At 60.8% G+C, this 13,779-nt stretch carries 10 protein-coding genes; 6 read left to right on the top strand and 4 right to left on the bottom strand.

Going from position 1 to position 13,779, the window contains the following annotated elements:
* The first annotated feature begins 189 nt into the window (after positions 1 to 189).
* A complete protein-coding gene (locus NG895_RS26055; protein WP_252855492.1) occupies positions 190 to 1,686 on the top strand; it encodes a B12-binding domain-containing radical SAM protein in 1,497 nt (498 codons plus the stop codon).
* A 14-nt stretch (positions 1,687 to 1,700) separates the two neighbouring features.
* Here NG895_RS26055 and NG895_RS26050 read toward each other — a convergent pair whose 3' ends face one another.
* Positions 1,701 to 2,276, bottom strand: coding sequence for a hypothetical protein (locus NG895_RS26050; RefSeq protein ID WP_252855491.1), 576 nt, complete (start codon positions 2,274 to 2,276; stop codon positions 1,701 to 1,703).
* A gap of 234 nt (positions 2,277 to 2,510) precedes the next feature.
* Here NG895_RS26050 and NG895_RS26045 point away from each other — a divergent pair, with 234 nt between their 5' ends.
* Positions 2,511 to 4,247, top strand: coding sequence for a vWA domain-containing protein (locus NG895_RS26045; RefSeq protein ID WP_252855490.1), 1,737 nt, complete (start codon positions 2,511 to 2,513; stop codon positions 4,245 to 4,247).
* 363 nt (positions 4,248 to 4,610) lie between these two features.
* Complete coding sequence (locus tag NG895_RS26040; RefSeq protein ID WP_252855489.1) at positions 4,611 to 6,467, top strand: hypothetical protein; 1,857 nt, start codon at positions 4,611 to 4,613, stop codon at positions 6,465 to 6,467.
* A gap of 81 nt (positions 6,468 to 6,548) precedes the next feature.
* Here the strand turns inward: NG895_RS26040 and NG895_RS26035 are convergent, their stop codons facing one another.
* Positions 6,549 to 8,885, bottom strand: a complete 2,337-nt coding sequence (locus NG895_RS26035) for a carboxylesterase family protein (RefSeq protein ID WP_252855488.1) — start codon at positions 8,883 to 8,885, stop codon at positions 6,549 to 6,551.
* 199 nt (positions 8,886 to 9,084) lie between these two features.
* On the opposite strand from NG895_RS26035, the gene NG895_RS26030 reads away from it, so the two are divergent.
* From NG895_RS26030 to purB, 3 genes are all read left to right on the top strand, one after another.
* Positions 9,085 to 9,321 (top strand): hypothetical protein, encoded by a 237-nt coding sequence (locus NG895_RS26030; protein WP_252855487.1) that lies wholly within the window; start codon positions 9,085 to 9,087, stop codon positions 9,319 to 9,321.
* Between the two features lie 81 nt (positions 9,322 to 9,402).
* Entirely contained in the window at positions 9,403 to 10,809 is a 1,407-nt protein-coding gene (locus NG895_RS26025) for an HD domain-containing protein (RefSeq protein WP_252855486.1), read from the top strand.
* Between the two features lie 101 nt (positions 10,810 to 10,910).
* On the top strand, positions 10,911 to 12,335 hold the full coding sequence (gene purB / locus NG895_RS26020) for an adenylosuccinate lyase (RefSeq protein ID WP_252855485.1): 1,425 nt from the start codon (positions 10,911 to 10,913) through the stop codon (positions 12,333 to 12,335).
* A 64-nt stretch (positions 12,336 to 12,399) separates the two neighbouring features.
* Here purB and NG895_RS26015 read toward each other — a convergent pair whose 3' ends face one another.
* Positions 12,400 to 13,194: a FliA/WhiG family RNA polymerase sigma factor gene (locus NG895_RS26015; RefSeq protein WP_252855484.1), complete on the bottom strand. Its 795-nt coding sequence runs from the start codon at positions 13,192 to 13,194 to the stop codon at positions 12,400 to 12,402.
* A 101-nt stretch (positions 13,195 to 13,295) separates the two neighbouring features.
* Complete coding sequence (locus NG895_RS26010) at positions 13,296 to 13,532, bottom strand: hypothetical protein (RefSeq protein ID WP_252855483.1); 237 nt, start codon at positions 13,530 to 13,532, stop codon at positions 13,296 to 13,298.
* Positions 13,533 to 13,779: the final 247 nt, after the last annotated feature.

Here is a 13,779-nt window from a genome sequence, read left to right as displayed (position 1 = left end):
CATCACAGTGGCTTCCGTTCGCTGTGCGTTCCTGGCACAGCAAGCGTGCGACGTCGCGCCCCAATGGGATCCGTCGTACCAGTGCGCTATTGATCGCTCTCGCTGAGCGCCCAACGCTTCTGTAGACTCGATAGATTGCCGGTTCGATTGCCATGCACTGGATGCACACAAACGGCAAACTCAAAATCCATGTCGAAGGAAGAGGCTATGCGAGCGTTATTGGTTGCCCCCGAGTTCCCTGATACCTTCTGGTCGTTTCGCCACGCGTTGCGTTTCGTGCGCAAGCGATCATCGTTTCCGCCGTTGGGACTATTGACCGTGGCGGCCATGCTGCCGCGCGAATGGCAACTTCGTGTCGTGGACACCAACGTCAGCCAATTGACAGACGATGACCTGGCATGGGCCGACACCGTTTGGATTGGTGGCATGACCATCCAGAAGGAATCGGCGCTAGAAATACTCAAGCGGTGCCGGGAGCTGGACGTGCGCACCATCGTTGGCGGCCCGATGGCGACCTGCGAACCGGAGTTGTTCGACGATGCCGATCACCTGGTGCTTAACGAGGCGGAGGTAACACTGCCACCGTTCCTGAAAGCCTTGGAGGCCGGCGTTCCGAAACGGGTGTACGAGAACGAAACCAAGCCCGAACTCACCGAGTCGCCCACACCGCGGTGGGATTTGATTCAGATGAAGCACTACGCCTCGATGAGCTTGCAGTTCAGTCGAGGCTGTCCCTACGACTGCGACTTCTGCAACGTCACCGCCCTGCTGGGCAAGCGACCACGCACCAAGCAGCCGCGGCAGGTAATCGCCGAACTCGACGCCCTGTACAGCGCTGGCTGGCGGGGAGCGGTGTTCTTTGTGGACGACAACCTGATTGGCAACCGCCGCGAAGTCCGCAAGTTGCTGCCCGAGGTCACCGCCTGGCGGCAGGGCAAGCGACCGCTGCCACTATACACCGAGGCCACCATCAATCTGGCGGACGACGAGCCCTTACAGAAAGCCATGGTCGCCGCCGGATTCGACACGATCTTCGTCGGCATCGAAACCCCCGACGAAGTCGGCCTGTCCGAGTGTAACAAGGCGCAGAACTGCAAACGCGACCTGACGGCCGACGTTCGCAAACTTCATCGGGCCGGGTTGCAAGTGCAGGCGGGATTCATTGTCGGTTTCGATTCAGATACCGCATCGATCTTCGAACGGCAGATCGACTTCATTCAGCGGAGCGGCATCGTCACCGCCATGGTGGGCCTGTTGCAGGCACCCGTCGGCACCCGGCTGTACGAAACGCTGCAAGCGCAGGGACGAGTGCTTTCGGGCATGACGGGCGACAACGTCGATGGGTCGACCAACGTGCTGACCAAAATGCCAATCGACCTGTTGAAAAGTGGCTACCGGCGAATCATGGACACCATTTATTCGCCGGAAACTTATTACCAACGCGTGAAGCAATTCCTCAGCGACTATCAACCGCCGGCCACCCCTGCCCATTTTGGCTGGGCGCAGTTCACCACGCTGCTCCGCAGCATGTGGGGGCTGGGTGTCGTAGGACGAGGTCGGCTGCACTACTGGCGACTGCTGGGCTGGACCGTGACCCGGCGACCCCAGCACTTTGCTCTGGCGGTCCGTCTGTGGATCTACGGTCACCACTTCCGCGAAGTCTGCCGATTGCGGCTGACGTCTTAGCAGTCAGTGCCGCCCTACGCACTGGCTGCCAACAAGCACTCCTGCAGGTACTCGCGGCTGAATCCGCGAATCCAGAAGTAGCCCTCTTTGTGTTTCACGGGACGAATGGGCCCGCGACCAACGATCAGCAACGCAATAAGCGCACCCAGCAAACCGAGGACAGCAAACCCAGTCAGGGCAAAAGCCTCGTAAGCGATGGAGAGTATAAGACCAAGTGTGATAGCCACCGCGACCAGCGACACGGCCAACACGCGTCGGTGACGGGCGCTGCGCAATTGGGGATCTTCGGAATAGACGAGCACGCACTTCTTGCGAACCGCTAGGTAGACGATCAACAGAATTACCACATTCGCGAGGATCAGCAAGGCGATCCACGAGGGTGCCCAGTACATTTCCTTGCGAATCTGATTTTTGGGCGAGGCTGGTGCATTCGTTTTCACGCAACGCAGTGGCAGAATGGTTCCGGAGCGAACCACCAGGCAGTCTCCCTCCACGTAGACCTCCTGCTCGCCGCCGACCAACATCTCGTCCGTGGCTGGATCTGGGCCTTCCGGCTCGGCCAGGGGCGATTCGAATGGATTGTCGCTCATCTCTCTTCACTCTCTCGGAACGAGAAGTCCCCTGGTGTCCCGATACACGTGGGTATCTGGCCCGACTGCTGGCATGAGCATATCGCAGCCAACCCGGCGATTCAATCATATTTGTGCACGGGCAAAAGACTTGATTGTTGGGGCCCGACGTCTATCGTACTAATATCGCGGCACCCGAAAGACGCCCCCCTCGCGCCTCCACCTCCTATCTGCTGCCCCCACGAAGTTGCGTCCATGGCCAACCGAAAAACAATCGGTGGTGTGATTCACACCTACCAAAAATACGACCCGGTGCGGTTCCCCAGCCCGGCCGAGCCGGCCCCCGATCTGGTGAGCAGCGCTTTCGAACACATGCTGATGTTCGGCGAACGGCGCGAATTGACTGAGGAAGAGCTGGCGCGTGCGGTGCGGCTCGACCCGAGTCAGATTGCCAACCTGGGCCCCAGCATCGACGCCTTGCGGGCCATGCTCGAAGAACGCAAGCGGAAGATCCTGGAAAAATACGAAACCCGCAAAGTGCTGAAGCGTGCGCGCAAGGCATTTGCGAATGCCGCCGCTGCTGCACGGCCCCCCTGCAAGCACGCCGAGCGATTTCAGCAGGCCGTCCTCACCGAGCAGCTCCGCGACCTGGAGCGGCTGTGGTACACGGCCGAAGGCGACAACTCGCCATTCGCCCGGCAGATGATGCACCTGATCGAACGGCTGGGCGACAAGTACCAGGTGGATGAACTGGCCGCGAAGTACGCGTTCACCGGCCGCGAAACGATGACGGTGCCGCAGGCGCTCGAGATCAAAGAAGAGCTGGAAAAAATCGACGAGCTGCTCCGCCAACTGGAAGAGGCCGCCGAGACCGCTCAGATCGGTGTCATCGACATGGAGATGCTCAGCGAGTTTGCCGAACCAGGCGACGTCGATCAACTGAGTGCCCTGCAACAACAGGTGCAGGACTACCTGCGCGAGATGGCCGAGCGACAAGGACTGCAGCAATCGGGCGGATCGTTCCGCCTGACGCCGCAAGCGTATCGTGTGTTTCAGGGCAAACTGCTCGAACGGCTGTTCAGCGAAATCGAGGCATCGCGGACCGGACGCCACCAGGGCGACATCGTTGGCGAAGGATCGGTCGAGCTGCAGAGCACCAAGCAGTTCGAATTCGGCGACTCGGTAGCCAACATGGACGTGGTTAGCACCTTTACGAATGCCCTGCTCCGCCACGCTGGCGAGAGCGCCGCTGCCGCGGCCAACGGCGACAAGCAGCGAGTGAACCTGCGGCTGAAGTCCGACGACATCGAAATCCACAAGACGCGCAACACACCGAAGTGCGCCACTTGTGTGGTGATGGACATGAGTGGTTCGATGCGATACGACGGCCAGTACATCAACGTCAAGCGAATGGCCTTGGCGCTGCAGGGCCTGCTGCGCAGCGAGTACCCGGGCGACTACCTGTCGTTCATCGAGATGTACAGCTTCGCCAAAATGGTCGAACCGGGCAAAGTGGTCAACCTGATGCCCAAGCCGGTAACTATCAGCAACCCGGTCGTGCAACTGAAGGCCGACATGAGCCGCGAGGACATGAGCGAGCAGATCGTGCCACCCCACTTCACCAACATCCAGCATTCGCTGTCGCTCGCCCGCCGGTTGCTGGCCACCCAGGATACTCCCAACCGGCAGATCGTGCTGATCACCGACGGGCTGCCTACCGCTCACTTCGAGCAGGAGACGCTGTACCTGCTCTACCCGCCCGATCCCCGGACCGAGTCGGCCACCCTGCGGGAGGGACAACTGTGCAAGCGGGAGGGAATCACCATCAACCTGTTCCTGCTGCCCAGTTGGTCGCAGACCGAGGACGACGTCCGCTTTGCCTACCGTTTGGCCGAATCGACAACAGGTCGAGTGTTTTTCACAGCCGGGACCGATCTCGATCGATACGTGGTATGGGACTATTTGTCCCGCAGGCGGGAGATTCTGGGCTGATCCCGGCCACTCTGGCGGCCATCGGCGATACGAATTCCGCAATCGCTACCGTTACGCTATATTAAGCACCTTACCAGGGTGCCGCCGCGGCAGAGGATGGCGTCACCTGGTGGACCCGGTAATGCGACCACGATTTGTACAGAAATGGCAATCTTTCAGCGTCTGGCAGCCGAAGTAAACGAAGAGGCAGCAGTCTGCATGGTTGGCGGAATCCATGCGACAAGTTGCCGTATCAGGAACAGTATGCAGGGAAGTGGCCCCCCGGCGGTCAGCAGAGCAGCCCAATTCGGCGGAAGAGGTTCGAACGTGAATCGAGCGATCACCTTTGGAGTGGCGTGCGCAAGCGCATGGATCGTATTCTCAATGTCTGCATGCACTTTGCATGCGGCGGTCCCTAACAGTGAACAGTTGCTGCCAGCGACAACCGTTGCCTACGTCAGCATACCCGATCCAACCGACCTGGAAGCGCGCATCAAACAGACGCAGCTGGGGCAGTTCGCGCAGGATCCCAGCCTGAAGCCATTTGTCGATCACCTGAAGGAATCGATTCCCGAGCGGTTGGGCGACATCAAGCAGCGGGTTGGCGTGTCGCTGGAAGATCTGCAGGCTGTGGCCGGTGGCGAACTCGCATGGGGCATCGTGGCCCGCCAGCAGGGGCGCGCCGCTTCGGTGCTGTTGGTCGACACCTCCGGCAAGGCCGCGGACCGCGATGCCTTGATCGAGAAACTCGACAAGTACCTGATGGGACTCAACTCGAAGAAGTCGTCGCAGGAAGTCTCCGGCGTGGCCATCACCAAGTACGATGTCCCGCCGCAGGACGCGGACGACAAAGCCCGCACCGCAGCCTACTTTATCGATGGCGACTTGCTGTGTGTTGCCGACAACAGCCAGGCCGTGTCCGAGTTGGCCTCGCGTCTGTCTGCCGCGCCCGTCGATACGCTGAGGTCGCTCGAGGCCTACACGGCCATCATGGGCAAGTGCCGCGGCGAATCGAAGACTCCGGCTAACATCCGCTGGTTCATTCAACCCTTCCCGCTCGTGGATGCCATGCGGACGATCCGTCCCCGGAAGTCGGACACCGAGGATCGGCTGGAACAACTGCGTCAGCAAGGGTTCGATGCCGTGAAGGGCATTGGCGGGCTTGTGCAGGTGGCTTCCACGCCGAAGTACGACTACGTTCACCATACGGCCATCTACGCCCCTCCAGCGCCCGGCGCCGATGGCGGTGATCGATACCGTCTGGCGATGAACATCTTCAAGACACCGAATCGGGCGGGGCTCGAATTGCACAACTGGACGCCGCGGATGATCGCCCGCTACTCAACGGTGAACATGGACCTGTTGAACGCGTTCGACAACGTTGGCTCGCTGTTCGACTCGATGATTGCTGGCTACGACGGAGCGTTCGAGACCGCCATGAAGCGGTTCAAGGAAGACCCGTTTGGACCGCGGATCGATTTCCGCAACGAGATTATCGCCAGTCTGGGCACGCGCATTTGTGCGATGACCGACTACACGTTGCCCATCAACACCGATAGCGAACGCTTCCTGGTGGCCATCGAGGTGAAGCCCGACAAGGAAAAAACACTCAAAGTGGCGCTCGGCAAGTATCTGGAAAAGGACGACTACATCCAGAAGAAACTGGAAGAACGCGATATCTGGGAGTTCCAGCCCGAAGAAGAAGAGGTGCTCGACCTCGGCAGCCTGCAAGATGGCGGCCTGGTGCCTCAGGGAGCCGTGGAAGAGGAAACCGAGCGGTTGCTCACCCACTCGGCCGTGTGCGTGGACGACGGCCAGTTGTTCATCGCTTCGGACGTCGAGTTCCTGCGGTTGGCCTTCAAGCAAGCGGCCGAAAATGAATCACTCGCCGGAAGCTACGACTACCAGGCCGTGGCGGCTGCCCTGTCGAGCCTGGCTCCGAACAAGGAGTGCGGCTGGTCCTTCACTCGCACCGACGAGGCCATTCGTCCGACCTACGCCCTGCTGCGTGAAAACCGCTTGCCTCAAGGCGAATCGTTCTTCGCCCGGCTGTTAAACGAGCTACTGACCTCGCCAGCCGATCAGAAGAACCAGTTGCTCCGCAAGCAGAAGCTCGACGGCAGCGAACTGCCCAGCTTCGAGTTGGCTCGCCGCTACTTTGGACCGGCAGGACGAATCATCCGGGCCGACGAAGATGGCTGGCTGATGACCGGCGTGCTGCTCAACAAGGCTGAGAATTAAGAGTCTCTAAGTGCCGTAGGCCGTAACAAGCTCCGCGCAGTTACGGCATGGTTCGGCGCCGCAACTGTGCTCCGCTTGCAACTACGGCGAAGTAATCTTCGCCCAATAGGGGCGTTGACGATCGCCACGGGTGCGGGCGTCTTCGAGCAGCACACCCAGATCGGGCCTGATGGACCGATCGCGGGGGCTGATGCGTCGTCCGTTCAGCTCCACTTCGATCGGCTTGTCGAAGTCAACCGTCTCGGGGCTCAGCCACACGGTAGTCCGCTCCGCCTGTTCGAACACGCCCAGCTTGTTGGTCTCGTACTCGCGACCTCGAACCTGCGTAGGCCGGGTACCGCGTTTGGGTGGCCAAGTCACGGGGTCGACCATCGACCGCTTGGGCAGGCCTTCCATTTCGAGCCACCAGAAGAAGTTGTCCCACGGGCGCATGCTGCGGCACTCGAACTCCTCGGGTGGCGGCCGGCGTTTGCGGCGGTTCATCCAATCGAACATTCGTTGGATCTCGTCCTGGTACGGTTCGTAGCCCCGCCCCCGATACTCCACCAGCGTGGCGGGAATGCCGGGCCGCAGGTAGAAGTCGAGCTGCGAGGCGTTGTGTTCGATATTGTCGCCATCCAGTTCGCCATCGACAAAGTACCAATCGACGTACTCGGCGTTTTCACGATACCGCGAGCAGTACTTGTCGTGCCGGGCGAGAAACGGCATTACGCCGGCCCACAAATCGGGGTGAGCGAGGCCAATGTCCCACGCCGCATCGCCTCCAGCGCCATGGCCGGTAAGGAATACGCGATCGGTGTCGATCGAGAACCGTCGCATCGCGTCGCGCAGTGTTCCCAGCACGGCCTGGTGTTCGCGTAATGAGTACCCGTAATCGGCCTGGTGTGGCTCCATCCAGTCCAGGGCAATCACGATGTAGCCATGCCGCATGGCCTGGCCTAATCGACCGGCGGTAGGATGCGCGCCCCCGGCCCAGTAGTCGAGTTGCAACTCGGGACGGTAGCCGTGACCGTTGAGCGTGAGAATAGTGGGATAGCTCCGCAACGGATCGTAGTCGGGCGGCAACTGCACCAGATAGCGAACCGGGCCGCTGGGCGGAGCGAGTTCCACGCCAATCTCGTAGTACCGCACGCCCCGCTCGGAACCCTCGGGCACAGACTCGGGAGGCTTGATGAGCTTGAGGATCTGGGCCACGCGTTCGGGCGTGCCACCTTCCAGGTCGCGAATCTCCGCCAGAATTTGCGCCCGTCGAGCGGCCTGCTCTTCGCGCAGGTACTCCAGCACCTTGTTCCGCACCTGCATCAGCGACGACGCCACGGCGAAATTATCCGTCGCCTCGCTGGCGCCGAGCAGCCAACCGCTCATCGCCAGGGCCACCTTACTTTCGGCCGACAGCGTGTCGTCGTCCACCAACTGCAAAAAGGCCCCACCGCGGTCGAGGGTGCTGTAGGTCAGATCGCTTTCGACCTCGGTCATGAAAGCCTTGGCCAGTTCGGCATGCTGCTGGTCCTCGATCTTGCCAATCTCCTCCTTCAGCCGAGAGAAGTACATCTCGCGTCGGGCGGCCAGTTGTTCGTACTCGTTGATAATCTGTCGCACTTGCTGCAGGGTCTCGCCGGCGACTTCTTCGGCAGGAAAACGAGGCAACAGCGCCTGTACCAGGTTGTCTTGCCCGGCGGCCCGGCGAAGCTCGATCTCTTTCAGAATGCTTCGCGCGCCGAGTTGTCGGAGTTGCTGAATATTGTCTTTCAGTTCGGTACGATCGGGAAAGTCTTTGAGCACCTGCTCCAGTTCTTTACGCGCCTCGGGATACCGCTCTGCTTGTAGGTACAGCTGCACAATCTGCAATCGTCCCTCGTAGTCCTGGTCGCTGACCAACTGGTGCAACATGGTCGAGAGCTGGTCGCGAGGCACCGAGCTCGTGGCGAGTCGCATGTCCCACTGCACGGCACGACGCGCGCCGGTGAGCCCCTCGATCCGGACGTACTGCGGTGTGATCTCGGTAATGCCTTGTATGATCGACAGCGGGCCATCGGGCGACTTCATATGGAAGGTTCGGCGGCCGAAGGGATCCCAGGGATCGGCTCCCAAGCGCGGCCCCACGCTGGCCAGGTACCCACCATGGTCGGCCACGTTCTGCCACAGCCGGAACTTCACCCCCTTCTCCTCCTCGGCCTGCAGTACTTCCTTGACGTCGCGGTTGGCCACGTAAGTGCGCCGTAACCCGTCGTCGACTATCAAGATGGGCGACACTTTGACCTCGCCGGCCATCGGACGTGGATCCGAGGGGTCCTCGGCCACCCCGGCCACCTGTACCACTTTGCCAGACAGCACGCGACCATCCTCTAACTGGACCGTAGCCGCGCCAGCCGCAGTGGCCGAGAGCAAAAAGGCGAGTGTGAACAGGCGGAGTAGCACGACAAAGCACGGGGTGAGAGATAGCGGAGGGGGATGTTTTATTCTCGCCTACCGCCGCGGGGGGTCAAACGGCCCAATGCCCCTGCGGTGGGTTTGTGGGACGGGCCCTGCCGATTGTGCCGGTTTTCGCGAGCGGGGCCGATTATGATAGACTCGCAGACCCGCAGGCAAAGTATTCCGCACCCGAGGCCCACCCCCCATGAATTTGCTGCCCACCATCCGCTGGCTGATCGCGCCGGCCATCCTGCTCCCGATGCTGGTGGCCGTGTTGTTCGGCCTGATGGGACTCTTGTCGGCCATCGACGACCCGGCGGGCGAAGCCGTGGTCCGCGGCATTGGCATCTTCGTGCTGGCAATCTGGATGGTGAACATCGCGGCCCTGGCCATCGCCGTGGCGGTGGAATTAACCGTGCGCGATGAGAAGTCGGAGGAGTAGTCGACCTGGGTGAACGCCCGGTGTGAAGCGGAAATCTGCGGGGCTATTCAAGTCGAACCTTCATACGCCACAATACGGTCTATGAAGGATCTGCAGCGCGAAAGTTTGTGTCACGACCCCATCCATGGGTACATTCCGTTCCTGTCGGTGGTGCCCGAGGGAGAGGTTGCCGAACGCACACTGCTCGACCATCCGTGGGTGCAGCGGATGCGGCAGATCCATCAACTGCAGACCGCCTGGTGGGTCTATCCATCGGCCGAACACACGCGGTTTCAGCACATCGTTGGCGCCATGCACATGGCCAGCCGTGTGATTGAGCGGCTGTACGACAGCCTGCGCGACACCTGCGACGACAACGTGCCCAGCCGGGGCTACGTGGAGTGCCTGACGCGGGTCGCCGCCCTGCTGCACGATGTGGGGCACGGACCTTTCGGACATTTCTTCGATGCCCACTTCCTGAAGGACTACGGTCTGACGCACGAGACGCTCGGCGCCCGGATCATCACCGACGAACTGGGCGACGTGATCGCCGGCATCCGCGAGTGCCCCAACAGCCGCATGGCGGACGGCGAACGACTCGACCCGGCGCAGGTCGCCATGCTGATTCAGCGCCCCAAAACCAACGACGCCGACCAGCACCCCCGCTGGATGGTGCTGCTGCGAAGCCTGTTCTGCGGCCTGTACACGGTCGACAACATGGACTTCGTGATGCGCGACGCCTACATGTCGGGCTACAGCAACCGCGCGTACGACCTCGACCGACTGCTGCGGTACAGCTTCTTCAGCGAGCGCGGTCTGACGATTCACCAGAAAGGCATGAACGCCTTGGTGAAGTTCATGCAGACCAAGAGCGAACTGTTCCGCTCGGTCTACTTCCATCGCACCGTGCGGGCCATCGACAAGACACTTGGCGATCTGTTCCGCGATAGCCGTGATCTCTTATTCCCAGGCGATCCGCTTGTGTACTTGGACGACTACCTGCACTTCACCGAGTGGTCGCTGCTGATCGACGTCTCGCGGTGGAACAAGTCGGACAACCCGCGAGTCCGCGACCTCGGACACCGCTGGGACAGATTGCTGGAGCGACAGGTCGACTGGGTCACCGTTGAAGACCGCAACCAAACCATCCGGGAAGGCGACAGCGAAGCGGCCAGCGTGTTTAGCGACTCCGGCATTCTGGAGCAGGCCATTCGCAGCAAATTGCCTAGCGGAATGCAGGACATTGAAATGCAAATCGACCTGCCACGGCACATCTACCGCCCCGATGCCCTGGCGGCCACAGCCGGACAAAACTTCCAGTACAACCCGTCGACCGACAAGGTCTACCCGCTTACCGACGACCAACTGTTCGCCCAACTGCCCATCGCTCACCGGGCGTGCCGCATTTACTTGCGGAAAAATCACACGCCCGAAGAGTCCCGGGCCGTGGGGGCGGCACTCGATGCGATTGTCGGTAGTCGTAGCGAAGACGATCTGACTAATATGTAGAGAGGGGACAGGATCGAGGGGTCAGGGTTCAGGGCTCTGACCTCGCGCAAGTTCTCCCATCAAAACTCATCCCTGCCCCCCGACCCCTGAATCCTTCTACCATGAACCACGAACTCTACTCGAATCCCCTGATCACCCGCTACGCTTCGCGGCAGATGTCGTCGATCTGGGGCGACCAAAAGAAATTCAGCACCTGGCGCCGACTATGGGTCGCCCTGGCCGAAGCCGAAGCGGAACTCGGGGTACCTATCGCCGAAGCACAACTCGACGAACTTCGCGCCAAAGTGGACGACATCGACTTCGTCGCTGCCGCGGCGTACGAGAAGCGACTGCGGCACGATGTCATGGCGCACGTGCACGTATACGGCGACCAATGCCTGCGCGCGAAAGGCGTCATCCACCTGGGCGCAACCAGCAACTTTGTGGTCGACAACACCGACCTGATCCTCATTCGCGAATCGCTGGAGCTTGTCCGCGGTCGTCTGGTGGCCGTGATCGACGCATTGGGCAGATTTGCCGCCGAGCATCGCGACCTGGCCACGCTCGGCTTCACGCACCTGCAGCCGGCGCAGCCCACCACCATCGGCAAGCGAGCCACGCTGTGGGCGTACGATTTGGTGATGGACTTGACCGAAGTAGAACACCGCCTGGAGACGCTGGCCGCGCGGAGCACCAAAGGCACCACCGGTACCCAGGCCAGCTTCCTGGAGCTGTTCGATGGCGATCACGAAAAGGTAGCGAAGCTCGAGCAACTGGTCGCCGAGAAGATGGGCTTCGACAACATTTACGCGGTTACCGGCCAAACTTACCCGCGCAAGGTCGACCATCAGGTGCTGAGCGCCCTGGCCGGCATCGCGGCCAGTTGCCACAAGGCGGCCACCGACATTCGCATTCTCGCGCACCGCAAGGAACTCGAGGAACCGTTCGAGAAGGAGCAGATTGGCTCGTCGGCTATGGCGTACAAGCGCAACCCGATGCGCAGCGAGCGGATCTGCGGCCTGGCTCGCTATACCATGAGTCTCGCCCCTAGCGCCGCCGATACACACGCCACCCAGTGGATGGAGCGCACCCTGGACGACAGCGCGATTCGCCGGCTGACGTTGCCGCAGGCGTTCCTGGCCATCGATGCCATGCTGTCGATCTACCACAACGTGGCCGGCGGCATGGTCGTCTACCCGCAGGTGATTGCCAAGAACCTGAACGAGGAACTTCCGTTCATGGTCACCGAGAACATCTTGATGCAAGCCGTGGCTGCCGGTGGCGATCGCCAGGAGCTGCACGAGTTGATTCGCCAACACAGCCAGGCGGCCGCTGCCGTGGTCAAGCAGGAAGGCAAGTCGAACGACCTGCTGGAGCGTTTGCAGCAGGACAAGGCGTTCTCCAAAGTCGACCTTTCGGCAGCCGTGGATGCCCAAGGGCTCGTGGGCCGTGCGCCGCAGCAAGTCGATTCCTTCCTGTCAGAAGTCGTCGACCCCATTCGCCAGCGGTACGGCGATGGTGTGGACGCGGAGGAACTGCGCGTGTAATCACAAAAAAATGCCGCCACGGGGAACGTGGCGGCATTTGATTCTTCGAATTGGCTTTGTGGCCTCAGGCAGTCGCGCCAAACTCGGGGCGGCGACGTCCCAGTTGGCCCTGCAGGCGGTTGACGATGGCGCTGTGCATCTGGCTCACGCGGCTCTCGGACAAGTCGAGCGTGGCGCCGATCTCCTTCATCGTCAGTTCCTCGTAGTAGTAGAGGATGATGATCAGTCGCTCGTTGCGATTCAGACCCTTGGTCACCAGTCGCATCAGGTCCGACTTCTGAACGCGTTTGGTGGGATCTTCACCTTTCTTGTCCTCCAGGATGTCGATCTCGCGGACGTCCTTGTAGCTGTCGGTCTCGTACCACTTCTTATTCAGGCTCACCAGATTCACGGCGTTAGCATCCGTGATGAGCTTCTCGAGTTCCTTGACGCTGATGCCCATCTGTTCGGCAAGTTCGTTCTCGTTGGGCGAACGACCGAGACGGGCTTCGAGCTGCTTGACCGCTTCGTTCAGCTTGCTCGCCTTACTGCGAACCAGACGGGGCACCCAGTCCATGGTGCGAAGTTCGTCGAGCATGGCACCACGAATACGCGGCACGCAGTACGTCTCGAACTTGACACCGCGGCTCATGTCGAAGGCGTTGATGGCGTCCATCAGGCCGAACACACCGGCCGAGATCAGATCGTCCAGGTCCACTCCATCGGGAAGCCGCGACCAGATGCGCTCGCCGTTGTACCTCACCAGTGGCAGATAATTCTCTACCAGTCGGTTTCTCAGCATCCTGTTGTCGGGGTCAGCTTTGAACTGTACCCAGACCTCGGCGATTTCTTCCTTCGATGCTGCAGTCGTCGTGGCCATTCGATCCTCCGTGATTCCACTGACGCGCCACCTCATGTGGTGCGTGACGGTTTAGGATATAAGATTGGGAGTTGGATAATATTGGATGACTCGGCTTGGCATTAGCTTGCCGGTGTTGATGAGTCGGCCTGCACTTGTAGTTCGAATTGCTCTCGAACCGATCGATCGACCGTGGCCTGGGCAATCGTGCCCAACACAAAGCCAATCACAGCGAAGATTGCCATCGCGGCGACGGCCGAAAGCACGGTGCCTTCGACTCCACCGCTGGCGATCACGCCACGCGTGAAGGTTACAGCCGCGGCCAGGTAGCCAAGTACGCCAGCGTAGGCTCGACCCATGAATCCACCCTAAGGTGCCGTTAAAGTCCATCCAATCGCGCCATCTTGTTCCACGCAAGCGCGGGATGGCTATGTCGGATTTTATCGGCATTGGAGGTTCCGGAGTTGAGCCGAACTGCGAAGTTTGTTCGTTACACTTGCGCAGGTCTGGCATCATGGAATACGCACGCTCGGTGCGGCAAAGGAGCAAGGGTGAGCGGAACACGCTCGATGAAAAGGAGCCTCGCGGCGAGGCGCGTCGCCAGGC

The sequence above is a fragment of the Aeoliella straminimaris genome (genome assembly GCF_024054565.1).
Classification (GTDB): Bacteria; Planctomycetota; Planctomycetia; order Pirellulales; family Lacipirellulaceae; genus Aeoliella; species Aeoliella straminimaris.
Note: the sequence above shows the minus strand (reverse complement) of the source record. Positions and strands in the feature narration are given on the sequence as shown.